Origin of the sequence: Streptomyces sp. 4F14 (genome assembly GCF_048159485.1) — a bacterium.
GTDB lineage: Bacteria > Actinomycetota > Actinomycetes > Streptomycetales > Streptomycetaceae > Streptomyces.
The window spans coordinates 232,702-248,561 of sequence record NZ_JBLRVY010000010.1; the positions used below are offsets into that span (position 1 = coordinate 232,702).

15 protein-coding genes and 1 pseudogene are annotated in these 15,860 nt (G+C 72.4%); 8 read left to right on the forward strand and 8 right to left on the reverse strand.

The genetic code is table 11. The features are described 5' to 3' along the window. Window positions 1-61: 61 nt before the first annotated feature. From ACLZOT_RS19740 to ACLZOT_RS19760, 5 genes are all read left to right on the forward strand, one after another. The gene (locus ACLZOT_RS19740; RefSeq protein ID WP_416970278.1) at window positions 62-868 is read left to right on the forward strand and encodes a DUF4232 domain-containing protein; all 807 of its coding nucleotides are present in this window, start codon (window positions 62-64) and stop codon (window positions 866-868) included. Window positions 869-953: 85 nt separating this feature from the next. Beyond that, a complete protein-coding gene (locus ACLZOT_RS19745; RefSeq protein ID WP_416970279.1) occupies window positions 954-2,411 on the forward strand; it encodes a DUF2252 domain-containing protein in 1,458 nt (485 codons plus the stop codon). 84 nt (window positions 2,412-2,495) lie between these two features. Next, complete coding sequence (locus ACLZOT_RS19750) at window positions 2,496-2,639, forward strand: hypothetical protein (protein WP_416970280.1); 144 nt, start codon at window positions 2,496-2,498, stop codon at window positions 2,637-2,639. A gap of 125 nt (window positions 2,640-2,764) precedes the next feature. Next, window positions 2,765-3,568: a J domain-containing protein gene (locus ACLZOT_RS19755; protein ID WP_416970281.1), complete on the forward strand. Its 804-nt coding sequence runs from the start codon at window positions 2,765-2,767 to the stop codon at window positions 3,566-3,568. 137 nt (window positions 3,569-3,705) lie between these two features. Next, window positions 3,706-4,035 (forward strand): rhodanese-like domain-containing protein, encoded by a 330-nt coding sequence (locus tag ACLZOT_RS19760; RefSeq protein ID WP_416970404.1) that lies wholly within the window; start codon window positions 3,706-3,708, stop codon window positions 4,033-4,035. 330 nt (window positions 4,036-4,365) lie between these two features. On the opposite strand, the gene ACLZOT_RS19765 is transcribed toward ACLZOT_RS19760, so the two are convergent. The 7 genes and pseudogenes from ACLZOT_RS19765 to ACLZOT_RS19795 all read right to left on the reverse strand — a co-directional run bounded on the left by ACLZOT_RS19765 (window position 4,366) and on the right by ACLZOT_RS19795 (window position 10,886). Next, window positions 4,366-5,496 (reverse strand): acyl-CoA dehydrogenase family protein, encoded by a 1,131-nt coding sequence (locus ACLZOT_RS19765; RefSeq protein WP_416970282.1) that lies wholly within the window; start codon window positions 5,494-5,496, stop codon window positions 4,366-4,368. Window positions 5,497-5,590: 94 nt separating this feature from the next. After that, window positions 5,591-6,652 carry a 2Fe-2S iron-sulfur cluster-binding protein gene (locus ACLZOT_RS19770; protein ID WP_416970283.1) on the reverse strand — a complete coding sequence of 354 codons (1,062 nt, stop codon included), beginning with the start codon at window positions 6,650-6,652 and terminating at the stop codon, window positions 5,591-5,593. After that, window positions 6,652-7,176 carry a 1,2-phenylacetyl-CoA epoxidase subunit PaaD gene (gene paaD / locus ACLZOT_RS19775; RefSeq protein ID WP_416970284.1) on the reverse strand — a complete coding sequence of 175 codons (525 nt, stop codon included), beginning with the start codon at window positions 7,174-7,176 and terminating at the stop codon, window positions 6,652-6,654. The genes ACLZOT_RS19770 and paaD overlap by 1 nt, the downstream gene beginning before the upstream one ends. Then, the gene (paaC, locus tag ACLZOT_RS19780) at window positions 7,170-7,886 is read right to left on the reverse strand and encodes a 1,2-phenylacetyl-CoA epoxidase subunit PaaC (RefSeq protein ID WP_416970285.1); all 717 of its coding nucleotides are present in this window, start codon (window positions 7,884-7,886) and stop codon (window positions 7,170-7,172) included. The genes paaD and paaC overlap by 7 nt, the downstream gene beginning before the upstream one ends. Continuing rightward, window positions 7,883-8,167, reverse strand: coding sequence for a 1,2-phenylacetyl-CoA epoxidase subunit PaaB (gene paaB / locus ACLZOT_RS19785; protein ID WP_416970286.1), 285 nt, complete (start codon window positions 8,165-8,167; stop codon window positions 7,883-7,885). The genes paaC and paaB overlap by 4 nt, the downstream gene beginning before the upstream one ends. Then, window positions 8,164-9,147, reverse strand: a complete 984-nt coding sequence (gene paaA / locus ACLZOT_RS19790; RefSeq protein WP_416970287.1) for a 1,2-phenylacetyl-CoA epoxidase subunit PaaA — start codon at window positions 9,145-9,147, stop codon at window positions 8,164-8,166. The genes paaB and paaA overlap by 4 nt, the downstream gene beginning before the upstream one ends. A gap of 111 nt (window positions 9,148-9,258) precedes the next feature. Next, window positions 9,259-10,886: pseudogene (locus ACLZOT_RS19795) on the reverse strand (IS200/IS605 family accessory protein TnpB-related protein). 292 nt (window positions 10,887-11,178) lie between these two features. Between ACLZOT_RS19795 and ACLZOT_RS19800 the strand changes: the two are divergent. Genes ACLZOT_RS19800 through ACLZOT_RS19810 form a run of 3 tightly spaced genes read left to right on the forward strand, consistent with a single transcriptional unit; the run spans window position 11,179 to window position 14,092 of the window. After that, a complete protein-coding gene (locus ACLZOT_RS19800; protein WP_416970288.1) occupies window positions 11,179-12,087 on the forward strand; it encodes a DUF5819 family protein in 909 nt (302 codons plus the stop codon). Beyond that, the gene (locus tag ACLZOT_RS19805; RefSeq protein WP_416970289.1) at window positions 12,084-13,340 is read left to right on the forward strand and encodes an HTTM domain-containing protein; all 1,257 of its coding nucleotides are present in this window, start codon (window positions 12,084-12,086) and stop codon (window positions 13,338-13,340) included. Before ACLZOT_RS19800 ends, ACLZOT_RS19805 begins: the two co-directional genes overlap by 4 nt. Then, window positions 13,337-14,092 (forward strand): TrmH family RNA methyltransferase, encoded by a 756-nt coding sequence (locus tag ACLZOT_RS19810; RefSeq protein WP_416970290.1) that lies wholly within the window; start codon window positions 13,337-13,339, stop codon window positions 14,090-14,092. The genes ACLZOT_RS19805 and ACLZOT_RS19810 overlap by 4 nt, the downstream gene beginning before the upstream one ends. On the opposite strand, the gene paaN is transcribed toward ACLZOT_RS19810, so the two are convergent. Next, entirely contained in the window at window positions 14,089-15,780 is a 1,692-nt protein-coding gene (gene paaN, locus ACLZOT_RS19815; RefSeq protein ID WP_416970291.1) for a phenylacetic acid degradation protein PaaN, read from the reverse strand. The genes ACLZOT_RS19810 and paaN overlap by 4 nt on opposite strands. Window positions 15,781-15,860: the final 80 nt, after the last annotated feature.

A 15,860-nucleotide genomic window follows, 5' to 3' on the forward strand; every position in this document is an offset into this window, starting at 1 on the left:
CCCACAAGCTCTGGTCATCCAAGCATCACTCCGGCCCGAACCACTAAGGGGCAGCTCAGTCATGTCCAGCTTCCGTACCTCCCGTACCCGTCGTGTCCGTCTCGTGAGCGCCGCCGCCGGTGTCGTGATCGCTGCGTTGTCGATGAGCGCCTGCAAGGACGGGACGGGGGTCGATGTCACCGGGGCGCCGGTGCCGGCGTCGTCTTCTTCTTCCTCCTCCTCGTCCTCGGACGCGCCGTCGGCGGGGGCGCCGGAGGCGGGCGGGGCTTCCACGAGCGGGGGTGCGTCGGGCGGCACGTCCGGTGGGTCTTCCGGCGGTTCCTCCGGGGGGTCCTCCGGCGGCTCTTCGGCCGCCAAGGGTTCCTCGGTTTCCACCGGGACCTCCGGGGGTACGGCCGCGGCGACCGGCGGGTCGTCGGCCGGGAAGAAGGCGGTCTCGCCCGTCACCTGCGAGGGGTCCAACACCAAGACCGTCGCCTCGCCCGTCAACCGGCCCGTGAACCACATGCTGCTGACCGTCACCAACACCGGCAGCAAGCCCTGCTTCCTGTACTACTACCCGGCCGTCGCCTTCGCCGGCGCGCAGTCCGCGCCGCCGGTCATCGAGGACTCGCAGCCGCAGGCCGTCGTCACGCTCGAACCCGGCCAGTCCGGGTACGCGGGGGTCACGCTCTCGGCGACCGACGGGAGCGCCGAGGGCGGCCGTACGGTGAAGTCGCTGGACGTCTACTTCTACGGCCGCGACCTGGACGGCGGGAGCGTCGGCAAGGGCGCGAAGCCGAAGCTGCCCGCCGGGGGCGTCTACATCGACGACTCCCTCAAGGTGACGTACTGGCAGCAGGACATGGACGACGCCCTGATGTGGTGACGCGCTCCTGCCGAGCCCCTCTGTGTGGGTGACGGAGTTGTCCACAAGTCGGGAGTTATCCACAGGGAGTGACGGGTTTCGGGGGATGGCTGTACGGTCGGGGCGAGTTGATGATCGTGCGGGTGCACAGGGGAGGCGGTCGGCCGTGAGCGGGGTTCGGATTCCTCGGGTGGCGGGGTTCGCGCAGTGGGACGGGGGCTCCGGGGAGTCGCCCAAAGAGGCCGGGAAGGCGGTGCGGCGCGCGGTGCCGCGCCGCGCGCACGCCGGGTTCGAGGCGGACGGGGAGCGGCCCGAGGTCGTCGCCGTCGTCGAGGAGTCCAACCGGGGGCGGATCGCCGGGCTGACGCCGATAAGGATGGGGCGGATGGCGGCCTCGCCGTTCGCGTTCCTGCGCGGGTCCGCCGGACTCATGGCGTACGACCTGGCGCGTACGCCCTCCACCCGGATCCCGGCGCAGATCTGCGGGGACGCGCACGCCGCGAACTTCGGTCTGTACGGTGACGCGCGCGGGCGGCTCGTGATCGACCTCAACGACTTCGACGAGACGGTCGTCGGGCCGTGGGAGTGGGACCTCAAGCGCCTCGCCGCGTCCCTCGTCCTCGCGGGGCGGGAGGCCGGTGCCGACGAGGACCGGTGCCGGCAGGCGGCCCACGACACGGTCGGCGCGTACCGGCGCACGATGCGGCTGCTGGCCAGGCTGCCCGTCCTCGACGCGTGGAACGCCATCGCCGACGAGGAGCTGGTCTCGCACAGCGACGCCCGCGATCTGCTGGGGACGCTGGAGCGGGTCTCGGAGAAGGCCCGCGCCAACACGAGCGGGCGGTTCGCGGCGAAGTCGACCGAGGCCACCGAGGACGGGGGACGCCGGTTCGTGGACGCGCCGCCGGTGCTGCGCCGGGTCCCGGACGAGGAGGCGGCGGCCGTCGTCGCCGGTCTTGAGGCGTACGTCGCGACGCTCTCCGAGGACCGGCTCCCCCTGCTGGCCCGCCACTCCGTCCACGACGTCGCCTTCCGCATCGTCGGCACGGGCAGTGTGGGGGCGCGGTCGTACGTCGTCCTGCTCCTCGACCATCGCGGTGAGCCCCTGGTCCTCCAGGTGAAGGAGGCCCGGCCCTCCGCGCTGGTCCCCCATCTCGTCACCGCCGGGTTCCCCGTCGAACCCGTCGACCACGAGGGGCGGCGGGTCGTCCTCGGGCAGAAGCGGATGCAGGTCGTCAGTGACGTCCTTCTCGGGTGGACGACCGTTTCCGGACTTCCCTTCCAGGTACGGCAGTTCCGCAACCGCAAGGGCAGCGTGGACCCGGCCGCCCTCGCGCCGGACCAGCTCGACGACTACGCCCGCATGACCGGGGCGCTCCTCGCCCGCGCCCACTCCCACAGCGCCGACCCTCGCCTCATCGCCGGGTACTGCGGCAAGAGCGAGGAACTCGACGAGGCGATCGCGGGCTTCGCGGTGGCGTACGCGGAGCGGACCGAGCGGGATCATGGGGCGCTGGTGGCGGCTGTGCGGGAGGGGAGGGTGGAGGCGGAGACGGGGGTGTGAGGGGGAGGCTGGTGGCGTGAGGCGTGTTCGCGTCGGGCGCGAGGGTGATCGCCGGGGCATCTGAGGTCGGTCGCGCGGAGCGCGGTGCTCGCGTCGGTCGCCGGGGTGATCGGGGTGGTCGGGCTGTGGGGCGTGTTCGCGTCGGGTGCCGGGGTGATCGGGGCCGCCGGGCTGTGCGGCGTGTTCGCGTCGGGTGCCGGGGTGGTGCGGGTGGCCGGGCTGCGGTAGGGGTGCGGACGAGGTGCCTCGCGGTCGTCTCCGTCCCCATGTCTCCGTGCCCCGCGCCCCCACCGATGCGCCCGCCAGGACCCGTACGCATCCGGTGCCCCCAGCGGAGCGATTACGCTGGGTGGGTGACGACACCCGATGCTGAGGCCGAGCGTGCGCGGCCCGAGGAGCGGCTCGAACAGGCCGTGCGGGCCGCCGAGCAGGCGCTGATCGAGTTCGAGATCGCGGTGGAGACCTTCCGGGTGGAGGTCGACAACTTCTCGCGGCTGCACCACCAGAAGCTGGGGCCGATGTACGCCCGCCTCGACGAACTCGACGCGCAGATCGCCGAGGCGAGGGCCGCGCGCACCGGTGACCCGGAGGACGTACGGATCGCGGCGGAGGCGCGGGCGCGGGTGATGCCCATGCCGGGGGTCGAGGAGCTGTTCCACGGCTGGATGGACGGCGACGGGCTCTTCCCGGAGGCCACGGCGATGCTGACCGAGCAGCCCGTACGGCCCCCGGAGCGGGTGCGGCCCAGCGACGAGGCCCGCAAGCTCTACCGCGACCTCGCCCGCAAGGCCCACCCCGACCTCGCGCAGGAGGACGCGGAACGGCTGCGGCGCGAGGAGTTCATCACGCGGGTCAACGCGGCGTACGCGCGCGGCGACGAGGCGTTGTTGCGTGAGCTGTCCGAGGAGTGGGCCGCGGGGCCGGTCCCGCCGGAACCCTCGCCCGCACCCGGTGACGTCCTCTACGCCCGCCTCGAATGGCTCGCCCAGCGCAAGGAGATGCTCGCGGGCCTGGCGAAGGAGCTGGAGGACAGCGCGATCGGCTCCATGCTGAAGCTGGCGCCGGACGATCCTGACCGGCTGCTGGAGGAGATCGCGGAGCAGCTGTTGGGGGACGTGGCGAAGCGGGAACGGGAACTGGCTGCGCTGTTGGGGTAGTTGGGCTCAGGAGCGGGGTCGGTACGGATCGGTGGTCCGCGTGACCATTTGTGGGCGTCCGCGTGTGGGAGCGGTGGGCGCGGGGTGGTCCTCGGCTGTGGTTCGGGTAGCGTCGGGGCATGAGTTTCGGAGCTGGTGTGCCCACGGTCGAGGTCACGGACCTCAAGGACGGCGACTTCCTGCTGGACGTCCGTGAGGACGACGAGTGGCAGGCGGGCCATGCCGCCGGGGCCCTGCACATCCCCATGAGCGACTTCGTGGCCCGCTACGGCGAGTTGACCGAGGCGGCTCCCGAGGACGCCCGCGTCAACGTCATCTGCCGCTCGGGCGGCCGCTCGGCCCAGGTCACCGCGTACCTCGTCCAGCAGGGCATCGACGCGGTCAACGTCATCGGCGGCATGCAGGTCTGGGAGGCCGAGGGCAGGCCGGTCGTACGGGCGTCGGGGGATCCGGGCACGGTGGTCTGAGGCGGCCTGGCCCTGCGGGGCAGTGGTCTGAGCCGGCTCGATGCAGTGGGGCGCGCGCTTTGAGCTGGGCTCAGGGCAGGGCGCCCCTTCGGGGGCTGTGGGTGCGTCGCCGGTTGGCGGGCGTAGTTCGCGCGCAGCGTTGGCGCCCCCTTCCAGTAGGCAGGGCGCCTCTTCGGCACTTTTGCTGACGGGGCGCATTCCCTACGGCGAGCCCCAAGTCTTTTAGGGGCGCGGGGCTGTGTCGATATGCGGCTCCGCCGCGTGGGCGCGACCAGCCACGACGGCGCCGCACCCGCCAACCGACATTCCCCGGCACCCCCGTAGGCCCCTTCACCCCAACGCGTGTGCCGCCAACAACTCCCCCAACTCCTCCTCGTACGCCCCCGCCGCCCCGAGCGACAGCTCAACCTGTTTCGCCCAGGCGTGATACCGGTGCAGGGCATAGTCCGCATCGGCCCCGAACCCCCCATGCAGATGCTGAGCCGTCTGCACAACCCTCCGCACCCCTTCCGCCGCCCACACCTTCGCCACGGCCACGTCCCCGGCGACGGGCAGCGCCCCCCGCGTGCCGGAGGCGATGCGCCAGGCGGCCTGCCAGAGGGTCGCCTCCATCGCGCGAAGGTCGATGTACCGGTCCGCGGCCTGCACGGCGACCGCCTGGAACGTGGCGATGGGATGCCCGAACTGCTCCCGCTTCGACGTGTAGTCCGAGGTCATCCGCAGCACCCGCTCCCCCAGGCCGGAGGCCACCGCACAGGTCCCGACCGCCAGCACCCCCCGCAGCCACTCCCAGGCCCCCGCCTCCTCCACGACGTACGCCTCAGCGACCCGCACGGACTCCAGCCGTACTTCAGCGAACCGCTCCCCGGCGGTCGACACCTGCTCCGCGAGGACGGCCTCCCCGGGCCGCACGACGGCCAGCACACTCCGCCCGTCCCCCGCCTGCGCGGGTACGACGACGAGGTCCGCGTCGTACGCCCACGGCACCGCCGTCTGTACTCCGTCGAGCACCCACCCGTCGCCCTCCCGCCGCGCGGCGACGGCGAGTTCGGCCCCGTCGTGCCCGGTCCGCCCGTGCGCGGCGACGGTCAGCACCGTCTCCCCGCGCCCGGCCGCCGCGAGCACCGCCTCCTTCAGCTCGGCGGAGCCGTACGCCTGGATCGCGGCGGACGCGGCGACGCTCTCCAGCAGCGGCACCCGTGCGAGCACCTTCCCGGCCTCCCGCAGCACCAGGCAGAGCGCGACGACGTCGAGGCCGGCCCCGCCGTACTCCTCGGCGAGGAGGAGGCTCAGCAGGTCCGCGTCGGCGAGTTTCGCCCACAGGTCCCGGTCGAACTCCTCGGCCACCGGCCGTCCTTGGGTCTTCGCCGGGGACGGCACCGCGTCGGGCGCGACCCCCGCGAACACGCCGCGCGCCGCCTCGGCCGCCGCCTGCTGTTCCTCGCTGAACGTGAAGTCCACGGCCTGGTCCTCCCGACGGGGTGCCCACTCGGATCTGACGGTCCGTCAAGATAGAACAGGTTCTAGAAGAAGGGAACGCCGCCCAGGGGGCGGGCTACCTGTCGAAGTCCACCTCCACCCCCTCCGTCACCGGACGCGACTGGCACGCCAGCACATATCCCGCCTCCGTCTCCTCCGGCTCCAGCGCGAAGTTGCGGTCCATCCGCACCTCCCCGGAGACGAGGAACGCCCGGCAGGTCCCGCAGACGCCGCCCTTGCAGGCGTACGGCGCGTCGGGCCGCACCCGCAGGACCGTGTCCAGCAGGGATTCGCCGTCCCGCACGGGCCAGGTGCCGGAGCGGCCGTCCAGGCGGGCCGTCAGCGTGCTGTGCGCGGGGGCGGCCGGCCGGGGCGGGGCGGGCGCGTCGGCGACGTGGAAGATCTCCTGGTGGACCCGCTCGCGGGGGACCCCCAGCTCGCGCAGCGCCTGTTCCGCGCCCGTCACCAGCCCGTACGGCCCGCACAGGAACCAGCCCGCCACCGCCCCCACCGGCAGCAGCGCCGGCAGCAGCGCGGTCAGCCGCTCCCGGTCCAGCCGCCCGGACGGCAGCCCCGCCTGCTGCTCCTCCCGCGACAGCGCCGTCACGAGTTGGAACCGGTCCGGGTAGCGGTCCTTGAGGTCGGCCACCTCCTCCAGGAACATCGTCGACGCCGCCGTACGGTCGCCGCGCACCAGGCAGAACCGGGCGGTCCGCTCCCGCGCGAGGAGCGTCGCGGCGATCGACAGCACGGGCGTGATCCCGCTGCCCCCGACGACCGCCGCGTACAGCCCCGGCGCCGGTTCCAGCGTGAACCTCCCGGCCGGGGTCATCACCTCCACCTCGTCCCCGACGGCGATCTCCTTGAGCGCGTACGTCGAGAACGCGCCCCCCTCCACCAGCCGCACCCCCACCCGCAACGCCCTCGGCCCCGACCCGCCCGGCTCCGGCGCCGGTGAGCAGATCGAGTACGTCCGCCGGACCTCCTCGCCGTCCACCCGCCGCCGCAGCGCCAGGTGCTGGCCCGCCGCGTGCCGGTACGCCTCCCGCAGCTCCGGCGGCACCGCGAACGTCAGCGCCACCGAGTCGTCCGTCAGCGGCTCCACCTCGGTCACCCGGAGCGCGTGGAAACGGGCCATCACAACTCCTTGAAGTGATCGAAGGGTTCGAGACAGGACCGGCACCGCCGCAGCGCCTTGCAGGCGGTGGACGAGAACCGGCTCAGCAACTCGGTGTCGGGGGAGCCGCAGTGGGGGCAGGGGACGCTGTCGGCGCGCGTCGCCCCCAGAGTCACCGGCACCGGCCCCCCGCCCACCCCCACGCGCGGCGGCGCGATCCCGAACTCCCTCAGCTTCCGGCGGCCTTCCTCCGTGATGTCGTCCGTCGACCAGGCCGGGGTGAGGACGCGGCGGACGGTCACCTCGCGCATGCCCTCCGCGCGCAGGGCCCGTTCGATGTCGGTGGACATCGTCTCGACCGCCGGGCAGCCCGTGTACGTCGGTGTGAGGTCGACCTCGACCGCGCCCGCTTCTTGGACGTGCACCGCGCGGACCACGCCGAGTTCGCGCAGGGTCAGGACCGGCAACTCGGGGTCGGGTACCGCGCCGGCGATTGCGAGGAGGCGCTCCTCAAGGGGCGTGAGGGCCGTCGGGGGCGTCACCATGTCGCCCCCGGGTGGCTGCGGTGCAGGTGCTGCATCTCCGCGAGCATCCGGCCGAACGACTCCGTGTGCAGGCCCTGCCGACCGGCGCCCGCCCGCCACGCGCCCGTGCGCGGGCCCTCGGGGACGGGGAGGCCGGCGCGGGCCATGACCTCCTCGACCGACGTCCGCCACGCCGACTCCAGCGGCCCCGGGTCGACGGCGAGACCCTCGACCGGCTCGAACAGCTCGCCGGTGTACCGCCACAGCGCCTCGCACGCCGTGCGCATCCGCGCGTGGCTCTCGTCCGTGCCGTCCCCCAGGCGCAGCGTCCACTGCTCGGCGTGGTCGCGGTGGTACGCCGTCTCCTTGACGGCCTTCGCGGCGAGGCCGGTGAACTCGCCGTCTCCGCGCGCGAGTTCCTCGTACAGGAGGTGCTGGTACGTCGAGAAGTAGAGCTGGCGGGCGATCGTGTGCGCGAAGTCGCCGTTGGGCTGCTCCACGAGCTGGACGTTGCGGAAGGCGCGCTCCTCGCGGAGGTAGGCCAGCTCGTCCTCGTCGCCGGCCAGCGAGAGGAGGACCCGGGCCTGGCCGAGGAGGTCGAGGGCGATGTTCGCGAGGGCGAGCTCCTCCTCCAGGACGGGGGCGTGGCCCAGCCACTCGCCGAGGCGGTGGGAGAGGACCAGCGCGTCGTCGCCGAGGGCCAGCGCGGGGGCCGTACGCGTCGGGGTCACAGGTGCTTCACCCCCTCCGGGATCTCGTAGAACGTCGGGTGGCGGTACGGCTTGTCGGCGGACGGGTCGAAGAACGGGTCCTTCTCGTCCGGGGAGGAGGCGGTGATCCCGGCGGACGGGACGACCCAGATGGAGACGCCCTCGCCGCGGCGGGTGTACAGGTCGCGGGCGTTGCGCAGGGCCAGCTCCGCGTCCGGGGCGTGCAGGCTGCCCGCGTGGGTGTGGGCGAGGCCGCGGCGGGAGCGGACGAAGACCTCCCAGAGGGGCCAGTCGGTGGTCATGCGCGTGCTCCTGTCTCGCCGGTGTGCTTCGCGGCGTGGGCCGCCGCCGCTTCCCGCACCCAGGCGCCGTCCTCGTGGGCCTGCCGGCGCTGGGTGATGCGCTGTTCGTTGCACGGGCCGTTGCCCTTCAGGACTTCCTTGAACTCCGACCAGTCGATCGGGCCGAAGTCGTGGTGACCCCGCTCCTCGTTCCACCTCAGGTCCGGGTCCGGGAGGGTGAGGCCCAGGGACTCGGCCTGGGGGACGCAGATGTCGACGAAGCGCTGGCGCAGGTCGTCGTTCGAGTGGCGTTTGATCTTCCACGCCATCGACTGCGCGGAGTGCGCCGACTCGTCGTCCGGCGGGCCGAACATCATCAGGGACGGCCACCACCAGCGGTCCACCGCGTCCTGCGCCATCGCGTGCTGTTCGTCCGTGCCGTTGCTCAGCGCCAGCAGCAGTTCGTAGCCCTGGCGCTGGTGGAACGACTCCTCCTTGCAGATCCTGACCATCGCGCGGGCGTACGGGCCGTAGGAGCAGCGGCACAGGGGGACCTGGTTCGTGATCGCCGCGCCGTCCACCAGCCAGCCGATCGCTCCGACGTCCGCCCAGGTCAGCGTGGGGTAGTTGAAGATCGAGGAGTACTTCTGGCGGCCGGAGTGGAGCTTGTCGAGGAGTTCGTCCCGGCTCGTGCCCAGCGTCTCCGCCGCGCTGTACAGGTACAGGCCGTGGCCCGCCTCGTCCTGGACCTTCGCCATCAGGATCGCCTTGCGGCGCAGGGAGGGCGCCCGCGTGATCCAGTTCGCCTCCGGCTGCATGCCGATGATCTCCGAGTGCGCGTGCTGGGCGATCTGGCGCACCAGCGTCGCCCGGTAGGCGTCCGGCATCCAGTCGCGCGGCTCGATGCGGTCGTCCGCCGCGACGGCCGTGTCGAAGAGGCGCTGACGGTCGTCGTCCCCGGCCCGTTCGTCCGGCGTCCGCTGCTCCGCCACTGTCGCCATGCCGTCCCCCTCACTCGTCGCTGCCACTGCTTCCCGACCGATCGTTCGGTCCGTCCGATTCCATGGTGAAACCCCCACCGGAACCATGTCAACCGCTGTGGAAAACCGTTCCTATTCAGTGAGCTGGAGTGGGTCTTGGACCCAAGCTTGATCACTGCGGACATCTCGAACGGTGTTGGGTGTCCTGGTCGCCCGCGTACGTGCCGCGTCCGGTGGCACGCGTCGTGTGCGTGGTCCGGGAACGCGGGGGCGGGGTCCCTCGCGCCCGAGGGCCTTCGGTCGGGCCTGGGCGGTCCGATGCCCGTGACGATCACTCTGGTCGTCACGGGGCGGTGCCGTCCGACGCCGGATCGGATGCTCCTGGGCGCGTCGCCCGATCGCGATGCTCGCGGCATCGTGACGGGTCGTCCTGCGGTTCTTGGTGGTGAGGGGTTTCTGCCAGTGCTGCGCGCCACACATCGAGGTGTACGCCGGATCGACGGCAATAATCGAGATGCCGGTCGCGTCAGCCATCGACGTCAGCCGGGCGCGGAGCTTTCCGGTCGGCATACCGGAGACGATCTGCCGGAACCTCCTGCGGCGGCCGTGTTTCTCGCGGGTCTTCTCGGCGGTGAAGTCGAGGTCCTCGACGGCGATGGCCTTGACGCCGCACGTCCTGGCCCAGTTCAGCAGACGGGTCAGGGCGTGGCAGACCTGCGCGTCGCGATGATCAGCGGTCCCGCTGAGGTCGTAGAAGAAGCGACGGGGCTGCCCGACCGGGTTGCCGTGAACGTCGAGGCGCCAGGCGGCGAGGTGATCGGCGTCGGTGTCGACACCGATCACTCCCTCGGCGAGGGCTGCGGCCAGGGAAATGTCCGGGTGACGGGGAAGGTCCAGGCGGCGGTCAGGTACCAGCACCCGCGCGCGGTGTCGTGGTGGATGCGGTAGGCGACGGCCCGGTTCGCCTCGACGCGGTCGGCCCACTCGGTCCCCCGGTGCGGGAAGAACACCCGCGCGGCGAGGACGTACCGGCCGTGCCTGCTGTTGGCGTGCGCGGCGAGAGGCGCGGGGAGCTTGATGCTCACCTCGCCGTCCGGGGTGACACGGATCGTCTCGTTGCCGTGGCGCTTGCCGGACTCACCGTCCGCCTGGAGGAACCAGCGCCCGGCCACCCACCGTTCGCGCCACTGGGCCTCGGTGAGTCGGGCGGCGTCGAGGTGGTGACGGGTGGTGAGCAGACGCCTGCCACCCCGCACCACGCGGACGACGCCGGCCTCACGATCAGCACGCACAGCGGTCAGCCGGTCTTGCAGGACGTGCAGACGGCGGGACTTGTGGAACCACTCCCCCTGCGAACGGTAACCACCCGGCGCCCGTTTGGTGCCCTTCTCCCCGACCGGCAGTGACAGCCGGTGCCGGATCGTACGGATACCGGCTTCGAGGGACTGGACATGGGCGGCCTGCCCGCGCCGGGCCAGCGCCCACTGGTCGTGGGTGGCCTTGGTGATCGACCCCGCCCAGCGGGACGACGAGACCGGCGTCAGCTCCCGCTTGCGGACCGCCCACGTCTCGGCCGAATGCCCCGGACCATCAGCACAACGCGCCTTGAAATCACGGGACGCGAGCGAACCCAGATGCACACCCACCAGCCGCAGCACCTCCTCATCCTCCGACGCCAGGCCCTTCAGACGGGTACGTACCGCCACACCGGTGGGGCCGGGCACCACGAACGGAGCCGCCACCTCCCGCAGCCCGCCCACCCCGATCACCCTCCCTTCCGGAACCGAAGACCTTCCCCACCACCCTCAACGGCCACCGCCAGGAAAGGTCACGCGTTCGATGAAAGGAACTTTGTTCCCCCGCGCGTGAAACACTCGCCAGGACTTGGACACACCCCTTGTACGTCAGAACACCCTCCCGTGCTGTTGCACCACAGCAGTCCACAACCCCCATGACCCGGGCCCGAAGGCTGCGCCCGCCCCACGGCCTGAGTACCGTGCCGTGGAGCCGTCCCCCGACGGCCACCCGAGACCCAGACCTGAACGGGGCGCAATGAACACGCGTGACGACGCATCGCGCGGGCCGACGGACGGTCCGCCGCCGTACGCGTCCCACGACGGGGCGGACGGTGCCGAGAGCCGGGAACCGGCCGAGCGCGGACGAGACCTGCCGGACGGGAAGACGCCGGACGAGGAGACGCCGGGCAGGGCGGAGTCGCAGCCGGTGGAGACGGACGACGCAGAGCCGGACCTCGACGCGAGCGATCCGGAGCCCTCCGCCGAGCCGGCGGCCGAGGCCGACGGCTCCTCGCCCCCCACCCGCCTCGCCGCCCTCTCCCTCCGCACCCAGATAGCCGTCGCCGCAGTCGTGGCCCTCGTCGCGGCCGTCGCCCTCGTGCATGTCGGCATGGTGTTCCTGCACGTCGCCCCCTCGAACACGGTCAGCAAGCAGCACGCGCGCGCGATCGACGACTGGGTGTACCCGGAGTTCGAGCAGAACTGGAAGCTGTTCGCGCCGAACCCCTTGCAGCAGGACATCGCGGTGCAGGTGCGGGCGGAGGTGCGGTCGTCGGACGGCGGGTACCGCACGACGGGCTGGTACGACCTGTCCGCGGCGGACGGCAGGGCGATCGACGGGAACCTGCTGCCCAGCCACACCCAGCAGAACGAGCTGCGGCGGGCCTGGGACTTCTTCACCGGGACGCACGACAACGACAACCGTGCCGTCGGGATGAGGGGCGCGCTGTCGGAGGAGTACCTGCGGCGGATCGTGGTGATGAGGCTGGAGCGGGGAGGGACGGTCCGCGAGGGCGGCACCCTCGCGCGCGTGCAGGTGCGGTCGCGGACGTCGAACGTCGCGCCCCCGAAGTGGAGTGACGAGAAGGTGTCGACCCAGCCGACGTTCCGGGTGCTGCCGTGGTGGCGGGTCCCGCAGGCCGAGGCGGACGGGGGAGTCAAGTGAACGCGGTGTTCGCCAAGGGCCTCGCCCGCGTGACGGAGTCCCCCCTGGGCCCGTACCAGAGCGCGGTGATACGCATCGGCTTCAGCGCCACCTGGCTGCTGTTCCTCCTGCGCGAGATCCCCCACCGTACGGAGCTGTACGGCCCCGACGGCCCCTGGAGCTGGCAGCTGGGCCGCCGCCTGATCGACGTCAACGGCGCGTTCACGGTGCTGATGTGGTCCGACTCGCGCGTGTGGTTCGAGGCCGTCTACTTCCTGGCGGTCCTGTCCGCCGCCCTGCTCCTCGTCGGCTGGCGCGCGCGCACGATGTCGGTCGTCTTCATGGTCGGCGTCCTGTCGCTCCAGAACCGCAGCGTCTTCATGGGCGACGGCGGCGACAACGTCCTGCACCTGATGTCGGTCTACCTGGTCTTCACCCGGTGCGCGCGCGTGTGGTCGCTCGACGCGCGCAGGGAGCGCCGTACGGCCGACGCACGCGCGCGCGGGGAGCACGTACCCGATCGGGTGGGCCCTGCCCTGTGGGCCGTCCTGGGTGGCACGCTGGCCGTCGCGACGGCCGCCGGGTGGCTCACCGAGGGCGAGTGGTTCGTGCCGGCGCTCCTGTGGGCCGTGTGGGCCGCGCAGGGCGTGTGGTGGCTCGCGGCGCGGCGTGCGGGCGAGCTGCGGGCCCTGTGCGACATCACGGCGAACGTGCTGCACAACGCCGCGCTCGTGGTCGTCATGGCGGAGGCGTGCCTGATCTACGCGACGGCGGGCTGGTACAAGATCCAGGGCACGCGCTGGCAGGACGGTACGGCGGTGTACTACCCGCTCCAGCTCGACTCGTTCTCCCCGTGGCCCGCGCTCGCGGACCTGCTCGCGGCGAGCGGCACGCTGGTGATGATCGCGACGTACGGGACGGTCATCGCGCAGGTCGCGTTCCCGTTCACCCTGTTCAACCGGCGCGTCAAGAACGTCCTGCTGGCCGTGATGATGCTGGAGCACGCGACGATCGCCGTCGTCCTGGGGCTGCCGTTCTTCTCGCTGGCGATGATCGCGACGGACGCGGTGTTCCTGCCGACGTCGTTCCTGCTGTGGCTGGGCGCGAAGACGGCCCGCGCGCGCGTGCTGATGTCCAAGGAGGGTCCAGGGGGCCCAGGAGGCACAGGGCGTGCAGGGGGCGCGGAGGGCGAGGGCGCGGGCGGCGGTGAGGGCACCGGGGCCGCAGGGACCGTCGAGGGCACCGGAAAACCCCACGTAGGCTCGACCGCATGACCGACCTGGCCGCCTGGCACCGCCTCGCCGGTACCGCAGCTCTCCCCCACGGCGACGGCGCGGTCCTCCTCGACGGCTTCCACGCCCTCAAGCACGCCCTGCGCTTCTCCGCCGAGGTCCCCCTCGCGGTGGCCGTCGACCGGGCCGCCGCGCTGGCTCTCGCGGACGACCTCGCGCCGGACGTCCGTGAACCCCTGGCGGCCCTGCTGAGGGAGGTGACCCCGGAGGCGTACCGCGCGCTGGTCCCCCGCCCCCACCCGACGGGCGTCGCCGCCCTCGCCGTACGGCCGCCCCGCGCGGCCAACCTGGAAGCGCTCGCGGCCCTCCCGCGCACGGCCCCCGTCGTGGTCCTCGACAACCCGCGCAACCTCGGCAACGCGGGCGCGGTGATCCGGCTGGCCGCCGGTTTCGGGGTGACCGGCGTGGTCACGACGGGGACGCTGGACCCCTGGCACCCGACGGTCGTGCGGGGCGGCGCCGGGCTGCACTTCGCGACGGCGGTCGAGCACCTGGAGGCCGTCGAGCTGCCCCCGGGCCCGGTGTTCGCGTTCGACGCGGAGGGCGACGACATCCGGGGCGTGAAGCTCCCGGACGACGCCGTCCTCGCGTTCGGCTCGGAGCGCAGCGGCCTGTCCGACGCGCTGCGCGCCCGCACGGACCACCTGCTGTCGCTGCCGATGCGCCCGCAGGTGTCCAGCTACAACCTCGCCACCAGCGTGGCGATGACGCTGTACCACTGGAGTGCCGGCTAGCCCTCCCGGCGGACCTCGACGACCCGGAAGCGGTTCGCGACGAACGCCCCGTCCGTGAGGGCCGCGTTGGCCGCCGGGTTGCCCCCGGAGCCGTGGAAGTCGGAGAACGCGGCCGTCTGGTTGACGTACACGCCCCCCGTGAGGTTCAGGGACAGCTGCGCGGACTCCTCCAGGCACGCTTCCTCGATCGCCGCCTCCACGCCCGCGTCGGTGGTGTACGCGCCGACCGTCATCGCGCCCTTCTCGCGGATCGTGCGCTTCAGGAGCGCGACCGCGTCGACCGAGGAGTCGACGGCGACGGCGAAGGAGACGGGGCCGAAGCACTCGCTGAGGTAGGCGGCCTCGGCGTCCGGCTTGGTGCCGTCGAGCTTGACGATCAGGGGCGTGCGTACGACCGCGTCGGGGAACTCGGGGTTGGCGACCGCGCGCGAGGCGAGGGCGACCTCCCCGAGGGCGGAGGCGGCCTCCAGGCGGGCCTTCACGTCCGGGTTGACCAGCGCGCCCAGCAGGCCGTTCGCGCGGGCGTCGTCGCCGAGCAGGCCGTCCACCGCGCGCGCGAGGTCGGCGACCACGTCGTCGTACGACTTGAGGCCCTCGTCCGTGCCGATGCCGTCCCGGGGGATCAGGAAGTTCTGCGGGGTGGTGCACATCTGGCCGCTGTACAGGGACAGGGAGAACGCCAGGTTGGCGAGCATGCCCTTGTAGTTCGCCGTGGAGTCGACGATCACCGTGTTGACGCCGGCCTTCTCCGTGTAGACCTGGGCCTGGCGGGCGTTGGCCTCCAGCCAGTCCCCGAAGGCCGTCGAGCCCGTGTAGTCGACGATCCGGATCTCGGGGCGCGTCGCGAGGGTCTTCGCGATGCCCTCGCCCGGGCGCTCGGCGGCCAGCGCGACGAGGTTCGGGTCGAAGCCCGCCTCGGTGAGGACCTCGCGCGCGATGCGCACGGTCAGCGCGAGCGGCAGCACCGCGCGCGGGTGCGGCTTCACCAGGACCGCGTTGCCGGTCGCCAGGGACGCGAACAGGCCCGGGAAGCCGTTCCACGTCGGGAACGTGTTGCAGCCGATGACCAGGCCGATGCCGCGCGGGACGGGCGTGAACGCCTTGTGCAGCTCCAGCGGGTCGCGCTTGCCCTGCGGCTTCGACCACTCCGCCGTGCCGGGCGTGCGGACCTGCTCCGCGTACGCGTACGCCACCGCCTCAAGGCCCCGGTCCTGCGCGTGCGGGCCGCCGGCCTGGAACGCCATCATGAACGCCTGGCCGGAGGTGTGCATCACCGCGTGCGCGAACTCGTGGCTGCGGTCCGAGATGCGCTTGAGGATCTCCAGCGAGACCACCGCGCGCACCTCCGCGCCCGCGTCCCGCCACGCCTTCTGGCCCGCCTTCATCGCCGGGAGCAGCACGTCCGCGTCCGCGTGCGGGTACGTGATGCCCAACGCGGGTCCGTACGGCGAGACTTCGGCGCCGACCCAGTCGTCCGTACCGGGTTGGTCCAGGTCGAAGCGGGTGTCCAGCAGGGCGTCGTACGCCGCTTTGCCCGCCGCGAGGTCCAGGCTGCCGTTCTCGCCGTACGCCTTGGGGTGCTCGGGGTGGGGGGACCAGTACGCGCGGGTGCGGATCGCTTCCAGCGCCTGGTCGAGGGTGGGACGGTGCCTGGTGATGAGGTCGGCGGCGGTGAGGTCGGCGGCCATGCGGGACCAACTCCTGGGGTGGATGCGTCTGTGTGTCTGGGCAGGAACAGCCGGTCACCGCTAGAGTAACCGAACGATCG